Origin of the sequence: Alicyclobacillus sp. SO9, from assembly GCF_016406125.1 — a bacterium.
GTDB lineage: Bacteria > Bacillota > Bacilli > Alicyclobacillales > Alicyclobacillaceae > SO9.
On the sequence record NZ_CP066339.1, the window covers coordinates 4522678 to 4540107 of the forward strand.

Below are 17430 nucleotides of genomic sequence, written 5' to 3' on the forward strand. Positions count from 1 at the left end.
ATATTTTGAAATTGTGGCTCTAACTCAGGATGTCTTGCCAGAAGTATTTGTTTCTTCCATTCCCATATGCAGTCAGTTGCAGAGGGAATTTGAGAACTGATTGATGCACCTGCGCCTAGTAGAAAAGCATATGGGACATAACGGCTTACGGAAACTGACCGGACGAATTCATCCACAGATAGTCTCAAATTTGCTGCTGATGTCATAATACATCGACCCTCTTCTCCGAGAAGAATCCCCTTTACTGTTTCTATTGTAATGCCATAATATCCTTCATAAGTGGGGCAGAGTGACAACTGATTACGAAACCTTGTGACTAGAGAAGCCGTCCCTCAATTTAGTAATTCGATCCTATTTGAATTCGATTCAGGATTAGCAAATATCTCCATCAGTCATGCCCAGGCCCAGAGTCACTTTCCACAGTTTTCACTTGCAGAGTACGTAGTAAATCAGGGTCAATAAGTACAGAAGCACCCTATTGGCTACTTGTACCTATTACATACCACGGTTCCATCCGATCTAATGTCAACCAATAGATCACAGCGACATCAATACTTACCGGAATTTCCCCTGGTGGTATCCGCAAATTTATTCCCTATTCGGTCGGCCACCTCAGAGAACAATAATTGAAATAACTCAGTAGTGATCGTGCCGAGGCACCGTGGAATGCGAAATATGTAAGATTGAAGCTAGTTGCACCTCCAATTTTCGTTAAAGTGTTAACCAGCTCTTCTTCCGAGTTGAGACACCGATGAAAATAGTGAAATCCTTGGATCTCACCACGCATCAATTTCAGAATGGGGGTTACCGTACTCTTATCTTGCCAACGGTTCCCATCTCCCCCAAAGGCATGCAACTTTTTTTACATAGATTTGCAACAACTTGGTCACGAACCCAATCTTTACGATCGATTATCCTATAAATGTTTCTCCGCTACATAGCGCTATTGGGACGTATTTTATCTTACCTAACATGAAAGCAACAGGAAGAAGGCCCTTCCCCTTTGATGGCAATGTCCAGACCAAATCTCTACTCTCCTGTAAATTGGTCGGTGAAAACCTTGCTTAATACATATTTCGGCACTTCAGAAATGTGATATACAGAAACGTTGCCTCTAGTTCAATTTGATGTGATACGATGGACATATAAAAAGACATATCAGAAACGTCAACAGCAATCCTCAATGGAAGGGTACTATCTAAAATGAATCGTCCTGCTATTTTTTCATTCTTTGCTGGGGCCGGCTTCTTAGACCTGGGGTTTGAAATGACGGGCTTTCACGCCGCATACGTCAATGAAATGCACCCTCCGTTTATGCAAGCATACCAACATTCCAGACAGGTGTTAGGTCTACCTCAGCCCGAATTCGGGTATAACATTGGCGATATTTCGGACCTGATCGCTTCAAAATCTAAATCAGAAATTGATAGTCTGGTTTCGGAAACAAGTCGCAATTCGGGCATTGTAGGGTTCATCGGTGGGCCGCCGTGCCCTGACTTTTCTGTTGGTGGCAAGAACAAAGGGCGAGAAGGCGATAATGGCAAATTGTCGGCAACGTATGTCGAACTGATTTGCCAAGAAAGGCCTTCGTTCTTCCTGTTTGAGAACGTTAAAGGTCTTTGGAAAACGAAAAAGCACCGTAAGTTCTACGATGAAATGAAACAGAAGCTACACCAAAACGGCTATATCACGACAGAACGTTTGATAAATGCTTTGGAATACGGTGCGCCACAGTTCCGAGAAAGAATCATTTTGATCGGTTTTCATACTGAGTTTCTCGACAGTCTGGGATATAAGGTAAAGGACTCTGAGAGTCTGACCAAAGTCTTTCCGTGGAAACAGCACATTAAATACCCGATTGATAAGGTGCTTTCCTATCCGTGGCCGACGACAACAACATTTGTAGAGAACTCAGATTCCCCATTTCCACCCAATCTCCCACTAGAATTAACAGTGGAACATTGGTTCCGTAACAACGATGTCTATAGACATTCTAACTCGCATCAGTATTTTCAACCTAGAGCTGGATTAGCGAAATTTTCCGTAATTGATGAGGGTGATAATTCCCAAAAATCGTACAAGCGTTTGCATCGTTGGAGGTATTCACCGACCGCTGCTTATGGGAACAACGAAGTTCACTTACACCCTTATAAGATGCGACGAATTTCCGTAGCGGAAGCACTGGCAATTCAGTCGCTACCAAAGGAATTTTCGTTGCCGCAGGAGATTACGTTGTCAAACGCCTTTAAGACGGTCGGTAACGGCGTTCCATACCTTGCAGCACATGGAATCGCCCAAACCATTCTCGACTTTCTAGGGATGAAATCATGTGAGTTACCGCATCGGATATCGCCGCCGCAACCGGCCAGTTACAGAAAAGCCGAGTTTATCACTGCGTAAATCCAAAGACAAAAACCGCTCTTCAAATCATGGATATTACATATCCAGAGGGGCCAATCGTGGTTAAACGATAGGCCCAACTAAGGGCAGTACGCCGTCAAACGGCAAGGAAGAGTCAATTTCTGTACGGATGATTTGGCGAGTTGTGAATGCCTTTACAGAAAATCAGTCCATAAACTTCGATGGAATTCTTGCTGGAAGCCACAACACCCGATCTGCACTGGAGGCGCTTTTGGCTCACACCTCGAAGTCTTATTCTTCCTATCTTGGAAGAATTGAATTGGGGTCGACGGCCATGATGAAAGCAGAAACCGATATTGTCATTTCTGATATTCCGAATGTGGACGCTACTATGATGCTTCGGTTGTTCCTGATCAGTCGGTAGCAGCGGACACTGGCATCGAAGTGGTACGGAGGCAGTCCTCAAATTCAAGTCTCTCTAATTATGATTGGTCAACAACTTGGCTTCCGTACGTGGGTCGCACAAAGCAATAAGGAAATTATGTACTGTAACCAGCGTATTGGAGAAAATGGCCTGTAGTGCAACCACTCAGAAATGAGAACATCATTGCTTTATGCGATAAGGCCCACAATGCGGCGTTACTAATCGACAACATCTGGTTCAAGAACGGTAAGCTCATCCCACAGTCCTGGAGGTAGAACATAGTACGGAGGTCACCAGTGGGTAACACATATGAAGGGCCTAAAGGATGCGACACAATCGTTCCAAACCCGGTACGTAATTGTTGCCCCTGATGGAGACAGGGAAAAGGTTCTTAAAGAGGAGAACAGTCCTCAGTTCCATTCTTTGAACCCCCAGATACTTCCCATAGTCGGCGGTTGAAGAACTATATGCTTTGTGTCAGAGGCGCAAAATTCGAGAAGTTACAGAGGATTCTTGGACAGCTTTATGGAGCCAACGCTACAACTCTCTTCTAAATAGTTCTTCATAACGCCTCAATGTCGATACCAGTTAGTTATCTGCAAACAAAAAGGGGTGTTACTTACCATGGGCGCTGCCTAACATGGGCATGTCGTCGAATGAGAACGCAGGGAGGTATGTTCCGATAACCTCCCTGCCTTTCAAAAGGTGATTTAGAAATCGATAAGAGCCTTCTCTTGAGCAGTAGTGCCCAATCGTGAACGGAGTTAGTATAATTTCACACTTGTCTTTTTCGATGAAATTAGGTGCATAGTCCAGTCTTTCTCCCCACTTCTGCATGTCTATAATTCTCTCTTGAAATCCTTGTAGATCATAAGCATGGCTTCATAGCACCGCCCGTCTGATAGTAATGGTACAGGCTCCGACCACTTTTCGACAAAGGTGACTTATTGCTAGGTTATTCAACAATTGTTTTTATATCATTCATGAACACCATTGACTATCGTATTTTGTCCCTTATTGTGGAATATTGGGAAGTGGCGTAAAATCGTGTCTAAGAAGGATCTCGTTTGGAGGGAAGAGATTGTCATCTCCGGAACCTGTCCGACTCCCCATTACCTACAACAAGTGGAATGATGCATTGTTTGACTACTTCTTTGCAACGGCTTCTCACAAAATCATCTACTTGTATACGAACGAGCGCACCATTATTCAGATCGGCCAAAAACTAGGTCTTCCGGAAGACGAGTGTCTACCCTCATTTACTTATTGTGTTAGATCGTACGTAAACGATATAGCCCAATTGTTTCGTCTGACACACCATCGAGGCATGAAATGGTATAGACAGGGTGCTGTTGGACATCCGCCATTCCTCGCAGTGCTCGCTTTGACTGTGCTTGCTGCCACCAAAATGGAATCAGACGCCGAAGAGCACATTGGCGGCGGTAATTACTATCATAGGCTACGTGAACTTCTTGAGACAGCCGATAGGAGCGGCATGCCTTTAGGATTTAAGGACTGCATGCAACTTTGGGATATCCTGTTAGCATGGCAAAAGGGTAATGACGGGCAATATGGCTTTACGTTTAGTTTCACGTTTTCAAGCATTCCGTATTGTGGATACCCAAGATCGCAGTGTCTTATTAGAGATACGGAACGTGGATTACTTAACGAATTCTTTATTTGGGCGCAATATGAATCCGATTCAGAGCTAGAACATGACTCTGTAAAAGCCAACCTCGAGGAATATCTTTCTGCGAGGTCCTGCCGCTTAAGCCGATGGTTTTTCCACAACACAAAGGGCATCAAAGAGGCAATTGTTCACATGGCCATTGAAGAACTCAAAAACTGGGAACCGGAGTATGAACCGGATTTACTTCAAACTAGCAGAAAGAATATCCCTCTTTCACTGTTGATAGAACTGGGAAACATGTTTTCCAGAGAAGCCCGATTTTCACTCATATCAGCACCCGTGCTTACTGAAGACAAAACTCAAAATTTGGCCGATGGTCTGCAGTTCCGTAATGGTTATTATCTCTACGAATCACCAAGCCCTAAGGAAATAGCAGAAGGCCTTTTCCTAAACACGGAAACCCAAAAACTAGCGTATAAAGGTAGCGAAGTGATAGTTTTCCGCAAAGGAAATGATGTTGGGCTGGGAGGATGGCTCAGTAGAAAGGACATGTTACCAGAGCATGAGCATCTAATACTCTACACTTGTCATGAAGCAAGCACGATTGAGGGGTGGATAAACACAAACTCTTTCAGTAAAGTCTCAAAAATTAGTGCGGGTGTGCCTGATGGCTGGCAACTTACGAAACTTAAACTGTCACGAGATATAATTCTTACAGATGATTTTCGGGCCTATGGAATCAAGTCCCGTACCGACCACGTAACCGTAGCCTTTCAAGGTGGATTAAAGATAAAACACAACTGTTGGCTGTATAATTACCCTCCTGCACTTTCAGTTGTAGCACCTCCAAAGTCAACAATCTCGATCGATGGTAGAGAAATACTCTGCCTTACGGATGGTTCAACATTGGTACGTTGCGATCATTATCTACAGGAACCCGGAGTTCATCATATAGCCATCTCAGATAAAAGTTACACTATGTATATTTCCATGCCTGAAGAGACTACCTTCACTCAGCTATCACACAGGCCATACCACAGGTTTACGGTAAATCCCGGAGTTTCTGTTGATATTTCCGGAACGTATTTGTTACACGATCCTTTAGCACTTCCAAGCCCTCTAGTCCAAAATGGACCAAAGGAAGTTATTTTGACAGGAGAAGGACGACTCGTTGCCCGATACCCGGAGGAGTCTATCATGCGCTGCGGACCCTATATTCGCTCTATTGATCATATTGAAAACATTGAGTCGGTACGTGGTGTATCACCTCTACCGCTTCGCCCGATTGATCATTTAATTGATTACCTTGCATTAAAACGGGAAGGCAATTGGGACAGTTTCCTTAATGCTCTTGAGTTATGTTTGGGCCAAAGCGATGGACTTACAGCTTATAAGGTGCGCCGATTTTTCTCCGACTTGGGTATCGTAGAATTTGTCTCAGAGGCAAGATACACTAACAGATTCAAATGGAGAGCACTCCCGCCGACATGTGCTGTGCTTCCTTTAGCGGACTGCGCAGTGATCTTAACCGGTACTCGCCCGAGAAGTTTCATATCCTTTCTACGCTCTGAAGCGCAAAACATTCAATTACGATGGCATATACCACAATCGGATTTCCAGCCTACAACCTTCTACCTAGTCGCAGATCAGATGGACGAGCTCTTCGGATTTTTATTTACTCGCCAGGTAGCTTTCAACCACAGCGAAGAGTATTTTAGCTACGACCTAATTCGAAGTTTGCCCACGTTGGGAGAATTTCTGAATGCCTCGTTGGACGGAATGGAGCCTTTTAACCCCATTTCCTTTGAAGGTTGGAACACAATCTTCCATCGTTGGGAACCGGAAACACGTTCCGAACTGACGAGATACAATTTGGGATATGGGCGGAAACTACATCTTTTGAAGCTATCGAGCCGAACAGTCCAAGTAAGTCCAGAGGTGGGGAAGCTATATGCCGCCTCAGTCCACAACCAACGTATTTTTTCATACTCGAACTATAGGCTGAGTGTAAGAAAAGAGTACCTGTTACCCGAGCTCTACTCTAGGGCTTTAGTGCTGTGCAGTGGTTCTTCACCCAAAACGACCTTTGGCAAGACCATTTATCGAAACATTCCTGGCGAATTAGCGCTGATAACTGCATTTCGGTTAGGTTTTGAACTCTAATACATAACAGGCGGTGACAAGTTTGGAGGATGTTTGGGGGATTTTTAGCACATTGCAGGAGATGTACGTGAAGTACATGGATAGCCCGTTCGCTCTCTCGAGTTCCGAGCTTATCAAAGAACGGAGGGCGCTCCTTGAAACTGAAGGCATTATTCACCAAGTTCCTTATGTCGAGGCAATGCCATCATTCGTGAGTTCTGGGAAAACCCTAAAATCAGCTTGCTCGAATATCGGGTGGGCGACTGACTTTGCTGAGTTTGCTAACAAGGGATTATTTGATGAATCCTTTCGAATGCATCAACACCAGTTTGAAGCCTTTCGCCGAGTTCTTGAGTCAAAACGAAACGTCGTTGTAACTTCAGGCACCGGTTCCGGAAAGACAGAAAGTTTTCTGCTGCCTCTCATTGCTTCGATATTGGATGAATCAATAGGATGGTCCCAGCCCAGTGCTAAAGCCGATCCATGGTGGGAAATCGGTTCTTCTTGGAAAGGGGAGAGAAATAACGAGAGGCGCCCCGCAGCGATCCGGGGCCTAATCCTATATCCACTTAATGCGCTTGTAGAGGACCAACTAACTCGGCTGCGTAAAGCACTAGACAGCGATGATGCTCGTGAATGGCTTGATGACCACCGCCATGGGAATCGTATTTATTTTGGGAGATATACAGGAAAAACTCCTGTCTCTGGAAGACAAAACTCCCAAAAACGTAGGAAGATGCGCAGTATCATGCTCAATATGAAGGACACCGAGGAAGGCCTTCGCACACGCTACGCAGACCTAAAAGAGGGATTGCACGATACCGTAGATACCGGAGAGATAGACTCAGAGCTTGCGTCTAAGATTAACAAGGCACTTGGAGAAGAGCTTCTGGAGAAGGGTCAGACAATGACAAATGCCCAGGCCTCGGAGCTAAGTAAAAGATTGGACAGTCAACTGGATGAAAACTTATCATTTATACCACAAACTAGTGGTGCAGAAATGGTATCAAGATGGGATATGCAAGAGACTCCTCCTGACATCTTTATCACAAACTTCAGTATGCTCAACATTATTCTCACCAGAATGATAGAACAAAATATCTTTGAGCAGACCAAGGCCTGGTTGGCCGAGGATAGTTCCCACACCTTTTTCCTTGTGCTTGACGAACTACATACATATCGTGGAACAGCCGGTACTGAGGTTTCGTATGTCCTACGTGCATTACTCCACCGCCTTGGTCTCTCACCAGATAGCCCCCAATTGAGAATCATTGCAACAAGTGCTTCGTTGGATGAAACTGGAAAACAATTTCTTGAGGATTTCTTCGGCGTATCTGCAGAGCAGTTTGATGTGTTAGCTGGAGAGAGGGAAACTGCCGACAAATATCACAATAGAAACACGTATCAAGATCACGCTCCTGCGTTCGAAGATTTCTACAATAGAGCTACACAGTCTACCCACATTGACACGGCACTAGAACAACTGTGTAAAGATCTGGACTTATACTCTAGCGAGCCAAACCTGTACCAGAAGACATTTGATGCTCTCAATCAGTCCGGTGCGATTCACGCATTTGTCAAACAATGCGACCGCCCTCGTTCGATTTTAGATTTAGCAGAACAGATGTTTCATTCAAGAAACCCCAGTGCCGTTGCAGGCTTCTTGAGTGCATTGGGAGAAGCCAGAGATAAGGGACAGGTCGCAGTTCCGTTGCGTGGTCATCTCTTCTTCCGTAATTTTCAGGGACTATGGGCCTGCTCAAATCCACATTGCGACGCTGTGGAACCAAAGTATCGATTTGAGGGGCGTACCATAGGAAAGCTTTATACTCAACCTCAGGTTGCCTGTAGCTGTGGGGGGCGTGTCCTAGATTTTTACTATTGCCAAAACTGTGGTGATGCATTTTTAGGTGGTTACAAGACTGTAAACGACTCAGAGGAGGATACATTCGTATTAAGTGCAGATTTCCCTGAACTTGAGCAACTACCAGACAAAATGCCTGCCACGAAAAAGTACGCCGATTATGCAGTGTATTGGCCTGGCATGCAGATACATAGCGATACAGCGGAATGGAAGAGAAACGGTGGTGCTGTACGTTTTTCGTGGGAGAAAGCATCATTCAATCCTTTCTTCGGTAGTATTCGAACAGACGCACTACGAAATCCAACTGGGCACTGGTTCCAAATACATGGCCAAGATACAGACAAAATACCTGCATTCCCTACGAGATGCTGTGGTTGCGGCGACGACTGGGAAATCCATTTACCCGGAGTGCCAATTGAAAGCACGGTACGAACACGTTCACCAATTCGAGGTCAACGAACAGGTTTCGATAAGGTCAGTCAAGTTCTGATCGATAGTCTTATGCGTGAGTTTACTGGCTCGGACAATTCGAAAATAGTATTATTTTCCGACAGCAGACAGGACGCCGCCAAACTCTCTGTGAAATTTGAACAAGGACATTACCTAGACCTACTCCGTCGTGTTGTGTCATCGGCTGCACACGAGGATAGGGCTCCTGTACTCTCGTGGATAAAATTAGTTCGTGGAGAGCCTCTTGATGAGCAAGAGCAGCGACTGGCAGAACAGTATAGACTCTCCTCGTCAACCTACAGACTCGCTCGTGATATCGAGGACTATTTTAAAGGATATCTACCCGACGAAGTTCGTCAGGACGTTGACAACCTTGTGCGACAAGTATCTCTTCCCCCCTCACTTCGTGAATTGTGGGATAAAATCGAGCGTCGTATTGTAAACTTGGGCATGAATCCGGGGGGACCATACAAATCACTTCAGAATTTCAAAGCTGGACAGTCTTTACATTCGTGGACTGACCTATACACCTTTAACCATTCATCTATAGTCCCCGCTCCCGAAACGGTAGACGAGAGGCAACACCACAATGAACTAAAGAAGAGTCTACAAGAAAAAATCGTTGCAGACACCTTATTCTCCCAGAGAAAACGAGACTTTGAGTCTTTAGCACTTGGTACAATGATTACTGACCCGGACATGTCTGTTGAAGACGCATTGGGTAAATCTTCTGATTTTTGGAGAGGATTATTTGATAGCTCGGTACGTATTCTTGGCGCCAACCGCAGGTATAGTGGTGGGCGAAAAGCTCCCTCAGACTTTGCACCTAAGGTGCTTAAAGATTATTGGTCTGCTGTTTCAAGAAAACATAGTTTGGATGAGTCGGCTATCCTTTCGACGATGGAATCCATGTTTCGACGAAGTTCGGGAATTCAGCAATATATCATTCAAATCGATAAAATTCATATTGTACCGTATGATGAAGGCACCCCCGTGTATGCATGTGTTAAATGTCACAGAGTTCATCTACACCCGTCATGCGACGTTTGCACGGACTGTTTTTCGGAACTGGTCCAAAAACAGTTAAAGTCATCGGATGTCAACGACTACTATCGATCACTTGCGGACGACATCCGAACTGAAACCAGGATCCATACTGAGGAATTAACTGGCCAAACTGATGCGGAAGAGGCATCTAGGCGTCAGAAATTGTTTCAAGGCATCTTCGACGACAGTGATATTCCCCTGGTGGATGAAATTGATGTCTTGAGCGTTACAACAACCATGGAGGCAGGAATTGACATAGGTTCCTTGAAGATCGTCGCTATGTCAAATATGCCGCCCCAGCGATTTAACTATCAGCAACGGGTTGGACGATGTGGACGTCGTGGAACACCGCTATCTGTCAGTCTTACCATGTGTAGAGGACGGAGCCACGATGACTGGTACTTTGATAACCTAGATCGAATTACGGGTGATCCCCCTCCGCAGCCGTACATTGACGTTAATTCGGTAAAAGTTTTCAAACGAGTCCTCGTTAAAGAGATTCTTTATCATGCATACAGAGCTACTGGATTGGAAAACGAAGTACAAGAAGGCCTTAGCGTACATGGGGATTTCGGGAGGCGTGAAGATTGGAGCACATATAAAGAGAGAATACAGAAATACTTACAATCTCAGGAAGGGATGCAGTTTGCAAAAGAAGTGATTACAGCTCTCTCGTTTCGGGTCCATCTTTCCGTACACGACCAACAAGCGTTATTTGCCTACGTGACAAACGGCGAAGTGGCAGGTGAAATTTCCCAAATAAGTAATGATATTCGCTACTCTCACATAGTACCGCTGAGTGAATGCCTTGCAACTGCCGGATTACTGCCCATGTTCGGGTTTCCAACCCGATTGCGCCTTTTACATCACCAACCTCGCACAGAACGTTCATTTGTTGGTGCTTTGGAAAAAGGTACCGTTGATCGAGATTTAGAAATTGCAATTGGAGAATATGCACCTGGCTCTGAAGTCGTCAAGGAAAAAGCTAAGCACCGGGCTGTGGGTGTGGCCCACTACACCCCCTTGGGGTCGAAGATCGAAGCCGAACCAGAGCCCTTAGGCCAGCTTCGGACAATTGCATTGTGCAAGCACTGTCAGATACTCTATGATGGGGCTCCGGACTCGCTACCCGATCGATGTCCGTCCTGCGGAGCTTCGAAAATGAGTAATGGCGTTTTTAGACATATTCCAATTTCTGAGCCAATGGGTTTTCGCTCTGATTGGAATGAACAAGATTTTACGGAGGAATTTGAATGGGTGTCTCGGGGATCCTCACCACGGTTGGCACAAAAACCCCCTTCAGCCGTTACTCAGGTATTTAACACTCAGTTTTACAGTCAAGAGGGTGACATCTATACCTTAAACGACAATACTGGAGAACTTTTCACTTTTTATAAAGCAAAAAATCCCTTTGATGGTTGGATTGAAAAGAACAGTGTTGGTGTAAATGGGTTTAACCCTGCACTTACTAGCACGTCGGTTGACACAGCGCTAGCATCCATTAAAAATACGGAAGTTTTGGTTCTAACTCCGGCAACATTACAACCAGGTATGACATTCAATCCCGCTATCCTGGGCGTTAGAGCTGCGCTCTATTCTTTTGGCTTCCTGTTTCGGCGAATTGCATCCGACCTTTTGGACGTTGATGCTGATGAGTTACAAGTTGGATTTAGGTCTGTAGTTTCATCAGGTAACACGGTTGGACAGATATTTCTTGCGGATCGCTTAATTAACGGTGCCGGTTATTCAAGATATCTTGGCCAGCCAGAAGTGCTATCAAAGTTGTTAAGCGATTTGTCTGGTCCGTTGATGGGAGCTCCAAATCTTAAACACCATGATTGTGATTCTTCTTGTTATGAATGTTTGAGAACGTATGAAAATATGTCTTACCACGGTTTGCTAGATTGGAGACTGGCGTTTGATGTTGCCAATGTTTTGACTGACCCAACATTCGTTCCAGGGATTGGTGAAAGGTGGGGCGGTCTTGTACGGCGATCCGCAAAAGGCATGGTATCCAACTATCCTGGGATGCAGGAAAAGTGGTTCGGCCAAGTACCTGCTGTAATTTTTCCAGGCGAAAACATTGTAGCACTGTTTGGTCATCCCTTATGGAACATTCATGAAGATTTCCTCAATGAACCGATGAGTGAGGCGACCGTTACGGCTGAACTGGAATTTCCTGCTGCCAAGGTAATTCGATACAATATATTCGATCTTATAAGAAGGCCCGTCTGGATCATCAATGACATTTTGAGTCAGGAGTATGCCCAATGAAAATTCCAGAATGGCCACACCCTAGTCGATTAGAAAAAACATCACCGGCGGGTTTTGAATCGCTGCTGTCGTGTCCTCTTAAGGGGTTTCTGGACACAGTTCCATCTCTCCCCGCACATCGTGTCACACACCCAAAGGCGTTGATCGGGATCGTGTGTCACGACATGTTACGACGAGCAAGTGTCGGGGCGTACGACCATATAGATCCAAGTGAAATAAAGCAAGTGCTCCGTGAACAATTTCACCAAAAATGCCAACACCTGCTTCTCAGTTCGGTAAACGCTAGTCAATCTCAACGCTACGGTTCACCCGAAAATTGGCCTGGATATAACATCAGGTACTATAGACTACAAGCCTCAGCGCTTCAGACATTTGAACGCCGCAGCACTAATACAAACCGTTCAGATATGTCAAATGTCGATATACTCGCAGAACGGGAGTTGAAATCCTCTAACGGAAGACTGGTTGGCAGGCCTGATCGTATGATTTACCGAGAGCATGGAGATGCAATCATTGAGGACTATAAGACTGGAGAGATTTACGATGGTAACGAACTAAGAGCGCACATAAGGAGACAAATGTTACTCTACACCTTTCTTTGTGTCGAATCTTTTGATGTTCATAACGTGACGTTCCGAGTTATTCCCATGAACGGAGTTGTTTATGAAGAGAACGTGGATCTTGCAGAGGCCGTTCGATTTGGCGACAGCGTTTTTGACACTCTTGATAGTATCAATACATCACTGCTTGAAATTTCGAGAGGAGAGAAACTTTTCAATGAACTTGCACAACCTTCAGCCGAATCTTGTGCTTTTTGTCCGTATAGGAATCGATGTGACACATATTGGTCAAGCATGACAACTTCAAATGGGTCGTTCCTCGATGTAGAAGGTAGAATTGATAGTGTTAGTTCCTCCTCGCACTACACGGAGATAAGACTTACTTCCACAAGCAGTGGGCAGTCATTTGTAATAAGTGCTCCTATCACCTTTTACGACTCCCATCTAGAACCTTCTCAGAGGATACGATGTATCCAATTACGTAAGGTGGGGGAAAGTTCTACAGATATCTTTACTGAGGTATACGAAGACACAACCATATGGTGGAGTCTGTAGGCACACCGTATGGTTTGTCTATGCGCATGACACAAAGTGAAACTCGCCCGTGTTTCCTATAGCACTAGTTTCAAAGCATTGTGTTTTATACGTTTGTTCTGTTTCGGGTCAGTGTCTCAGCCCTCTCCCTCCCCCTTAGAAAATTCCAACTTCTCAATCCAAATCGACTACTTTGATTCGTAGTTCTCGGACCTATTCAAGAGTTCCAAAAATTTATCTTCATCCTCACCCAAGACATACTTTCTTGCACTTAGCAGAACGTCTACAAAGAGTTCATGATTAGCCAAGTCGTCCAAATCATACTTCTTCAGCATGATTGTAAATGCTCTCTGCAAAACTTGAACCAGTGGCCGCAGCACTCCTTGACTCATTTTATGTAACAATTGAGGATAATGTAGTTCTCGATCACCTAATCCCAGAGTCACAGGAAGACCCAAATGCTCTTCGATGTGTTCTAACAGGGCACAGAACCCACCGTCACAATCATGAAACCGTGGCAATGGAATGGCTGGAAATCTGCTGTAATATTGAAAATTGATTTCTGTCAGTTGTTTGGCTGCAGGCGTCCCGGCACAAACCACGGAAATATTCCCAAGATTGGTCAGACTCTTGATAGCCTCCATCGCTTCAATCTGTTTTACGCTTCGAGAAGTTAGAATGTAATCCATTTCATCTAGGATGACCATTTCAACACGTTGCTGCTCGATTAGTTTGAGTGCTTGTTGTTTAACGTCGCCGATCTTTGAGCCTCCCGGTTGCGGAGCACCCAAGGCTTTCACTATCTGATGGTAAAATTCGTACTTAGTAAAGGGTTCAGGTAGATCCGTATATACTACCGGACGAATGTCATACTGTGTGCCTTCTTCATCCACATCGACATATCCTATATTCTCTTTCGCCTTGACATATTTACGTAACAGAGTTGATTTTCCAACGCCCGATTCACCATAGATAAACAAGTGCCTTGGAGTAATCATGTCACGGTCCGTACCTTGTTCCGGCCGGAGAGAATCTAATTCATCCCAAATTTCACGATACCTTGGGTGAGCAATATTAAGGATCTTCACTCGTTGAAGAAGAGCGGCCTTGGCTTCGACGTCATTCATGCTTCCTCAACTTCCTTTTTCCTTTGCACTGACTTCTTTACGGCATCTGCAAGTTGCTCCAACGACGGTGTATATTCTAATGGTTTACCGGATTGCGGCTGTCCAACCTTAAGTTCCATATTAGCTCGCTTCGCCATTTGTCGGGCCTTTCTGCCTCGTTTGAGTTTCTGTTGAACTCGTTGTTGCAGTGCCAATTTTGCATTTCTAACTGACTTTGTACCTGGAATCCTATTTGCCTTTTCGTTTGCTTCCTCTCTTGATTCCTCACAAATCAGCTTCCACAAATATGCATTCATCCCTTTTAACTCGTCGGCACTAGGTAACACCGCTGGAACCTCTACGTATTCAGCGGAGTCCGACGGTTGAATGTAGATACATGAGATGTCATCGATGTCGTACTTTACTTTGTATTTGGTGGAACGTGGACCAATCAGGTGAGACAGCTTGTCCAACTTATACAGTCGGTTATTCAAACGTACCCCGTCACGGGTATATGGTTTCATCACGACCGGCAGTAGCTCAAGACTATATGTTTCTTTCTCTTCTAAAGTTACAAAATCCGGATATCCAACCTTATTGATTCCATCCACCCACCTTGTGATTGGTCGGTCAGCGCTGGATGGGAGTCCCCGGTGAGGACTCATTTGGTATTGGTCAACAATATACATTGTCAGAAGTTCACGGATGTCTTCGAGTGTAAATACAGCTTCCTCATCAGGCTTGTATTCGCCAAGAGTCGATACGCTGCTCTTCCGAGTCCCATTCAGCCTGTGTATCAGTTTTGAATTTAATGTCCCAAATAGTCGCTCAATGGCGGCTCCATACTCCGGCGTCTTTCTCGGTCGGTATCGTACATTAGACCTGAGGGTTTCATTGATCATACGTCTCACGGCGATACTGCGAAAATCCTTGCCGTTATCGAGTAAAAAGACAGTAGGTATTCCGAACACCTCCCATTCGTTAAAGAGGTCGTATTTTTCTTTAACCCTCTTGAAAAAAACTCCTTGTTGAATAGCCTTTCGCACCACGTTTGCAGATGGTGGTTCAAAAGAAACATACATGCACCATACCATCCGGCTAAATACGTCAATTCCCAACGTAATCCAAGGACGTCCTATGACTAACCCTGACTCGTCAATAACATCCATATCCAGTTGCGTATGGTCTATTTCAACAATGTGAAGCGGATATTGTGCTTCTTCGTTAGAGAACCCTCGAATGAGATCATCATATTTCTTTGCAGCTTTATTGCCATCACGCATTCGCACTCTGATTTGCTCATCAATGCGATCCAGCAACTTCACGTTTTGGCTCCTCGATGCCCCGTCGAAAACATCGAAGTGCAACAGATTCATTAAATGCCTCTTTCGTCATGCGCTTGAGATTGAGGTATTCCTGCTCAATAACTTCCTTGACAATAGGTATGTACTTCTCATCTATTCGGACATCAAGAATCTGAAGAACCTCATCGGGCTTTTTAGGATGGCAGATCACTAACTGCTTGTTATCGCTGCGGAACAGATAGCCACTACCTGCTCTGCTGATAAGTCCTTCCTCGCCACGTTGTGCTTCACTTTCCGCCTGTCTGTATGCTGCCAACAATCGTTTGATAGTCCTGACCGAGGTTCCTTTAGCCCCGTCGCCATCCTCACTAACTATCGAATATCTTCGTGAGATTCTTCGTATTAACTCCTCTTGAGTCAATTCATCAAGAGTCTGTCCCTCAGAAAGGTAATGACTGTGGTACATCATAAACTCATGCATTGCCCTTATATCATGTCGCTTTACTCGTTCCAAGAGAAGCAAGGGTCTAATCAGTTTGAGACGACCCGATACCTTGTGACGCTGCGCCTCGGGTAGGGTGTCCAGAAGAGACATGAATTTGGCATTATCCTTTTTGATCTCCCTTAGCATTGCTTTACCCGCTTTGAACGAGGGGTTGGTAACCAACTCGACAAAGTTAATTTCAATCGATTCGCCGTCTCCTTCTACTCGCTTGATCACAACGTTTGGTGGGGCAATGGCAAGAATCACGTACTTTCGGCCAAAATAGATAAGTTCCGAGTTCAGTTTAAGTTCATTAAAGGTCATATTTCCTCCCTCAGTCCTATTGGTAAGAATGTCCCGCCAAACTCACAAGAAACTTTCACAGTTGAGTGTTCGGTGATGGGTTTCTTTATATTGACCCACAAGGCTCCCGTGGCGATGAGGTGGTAAATAACAGGCAACACAAGTAAAGGGTCATACTGTGGTATCAAACTCCGAGAGAGTTCAACGATGGAGGTTTGTTCGATAAACTGAAGTTTTGCCATGAGCTGCGGGACACAGTTTGCATACCATTTGCGGCTCTTTGTGAATCCAGTCAGGAGTTCAATATTCCTTAAAATGAGTTTCGGCAGCGCCCTTGGGAAAATAACCTTATAGTCCCAACCACGGGATGTTGCGTAGTCTGCACAAACCTTGTCTATCAGTCTTTGCTTCTCGTTTGAGTCATGGGGAAAGGCTTTGGATTGATAAAGCTGAGGAATAGAGCCTTCACGAAAGACGAGGACATCGGGTACATGAACCCAGCTTTTAAGGTTTCCGAGGTCATCTCTGTAAGGTACGTGAATTCGTAGCGGTTGAACGTAGTATCGAATAGTATGATGATCCAGCTCGAGTAGGGAATACAGTGCCCATTCGACAAGTGACTCATACTCCGCAACGGCATCCATTTTGTGACTGTGAAAGGCCCCTATGACATGAGGACGCTGTTTACTATCCCTGTTATCAACCTTCCTCTTCGGTGCAAATTCAATATCTTCTTGGTCCCACGCCTTGTTTGCCCAATTCATCCAACCCCTCCTTAGTATTAGAACTTGGTTTCAATAGAAGATATTTATAAGCTGTTTATCATTCTATATCGCATTTATCTATTATGTCAACTTAATACATGTTTACCATTTTGTCCTATTTTGGATAACATACGTTATATCGATAAGTATGCTATGCCTAACCAAGAGAAGCCGCCATGCAAT

9 protein-coding genes are annotated in these 17430 nt (G+C 44.8%); 5 read left to right on the forward strand and 4 right to left on the reverse strand.

All coding sequences use genetic code 11. The features are described 5' to 3' along the window. Positions 1–1203: 1203 nt before the first annotated feature. From GI364_RS21115 to GI364_RS25515, 5 genes are all read left to right on the forward strand, one after another. Entirely contained in the window at positions 1204–2400 is a 1197-nt protein-coding gene (locus tag GI364_RS21115) for a DNA cytosine methyltransferase (protein ID WP_198851152.1), read from the forward strand. Positions 2401–2530: 130 nt separating this feature from the next. Continuing rightward, positions 2531–2785 carry a hypothetical protein gene (locus GI364_RS21120; RefSeq protein WP_198851153.1) on the forward strand — a complete coding sequence of 85 codons (255 nt, stop codon included), beginning with the start codon at positions 2531–2533 and terminating at the stop codon, positions 2783–2785. Positions 2786–3866: 1081 nt separating this feature from the next. Then, a complete protein-coding gene (locus GI364_RS21125; protein WP_198851154.1) occupies positions 3867–6578 on the forward strand; it encodes a hypothetical protein in 2712 nt (903 codons plus the stop codon). 76 nt (positions 6579–6654) lie between these two features. Further along, on the forward strand, positions 6655–12192 hold the full coding sequence (locus GI364_RS21130; RefSeq protein ID WP_233096202.1) for a DEAD/DEAH box helicase: 5538 nt from the start codon (positions 6655–6657) through the stop codon (positions 12190–12192). Then, entirely contained in the window at positions 12189–13307 is a 1119-nt protein-coding gene (locus GI364_RS25515) for a PD-(D/E)XK nuclease family protein (RefSeq protein ID WP_198851156.1), read from the forward strand. The genes GI364_RS21130 and GI364_RS25515 overlap by 4 nt, the downstream gene beginning before the upstream one ends. Before the next feature lie 167 nt (positions 13308–13474). Here GI364_RS25515 and GI364_RS21140 read toward each other — a convergent pair whose 3' ends face one another. Genes GI364_RS21140 through GI364_RS21155 form a run of 4 tightly spaced genes read right to left on the reverse strand, consistent with a single transcriptional unit; the run spans position 13475 to position 17247 of the window. Beyond that, positions 13475–14413, reverse strand: coding sequence for a TniB family NTP-binding protein (locus GI364_RS21140; protein WP_198851157.1), 939 nt, complete (start codon positions 14411–14413; stop codon positions 13475–13477). Continuing rightward, positions 14410–15717, reverse strand: coding sequence for a Mu transposase C-terminal domain-containing protein (locus tag GI364_RS21145; RefSeq protein ID WP_198851158.1), 1308 nt, complete (start codon positions 15715–15717; stop codon positions 14410–14412). Before GI364_RS21145 ends, GI364_RS21140 begins: the two co-directional genes overlap by 4 nt. Next, positions 15695–16504: a hypothetical protein gene (locus GI364_RS21150; protein ID WP_198851159.1), complete on the reverse strand. Its 810-nt coding sequence runs from the start codon at positions 16502–16504 to the stop codon at positions 15695–15697. The genes GI364_RS21145 and GI364_RS21150 overlap by 23 nt, the downstream gene beginning before the upstream one ends. After that, positions 16501–17247 carry a hypothetical protein gene (locus tag GI364_RS21155; RefSeq protein WP_198851160.1) on the reverse strand — a complete coding sequence of 249 codons (747 nt, stop codon included), beginning with the start codon at positions 17245–17247 and terminating at the stop codon, positions 16501–16503. The genes GI364_RS21150 and GI364_RS21155 overlap by 4 nt, the downstream gene beginning before the upstream one ends. Positions 17248–17430 lie beyond the last annotated feature (183 nt).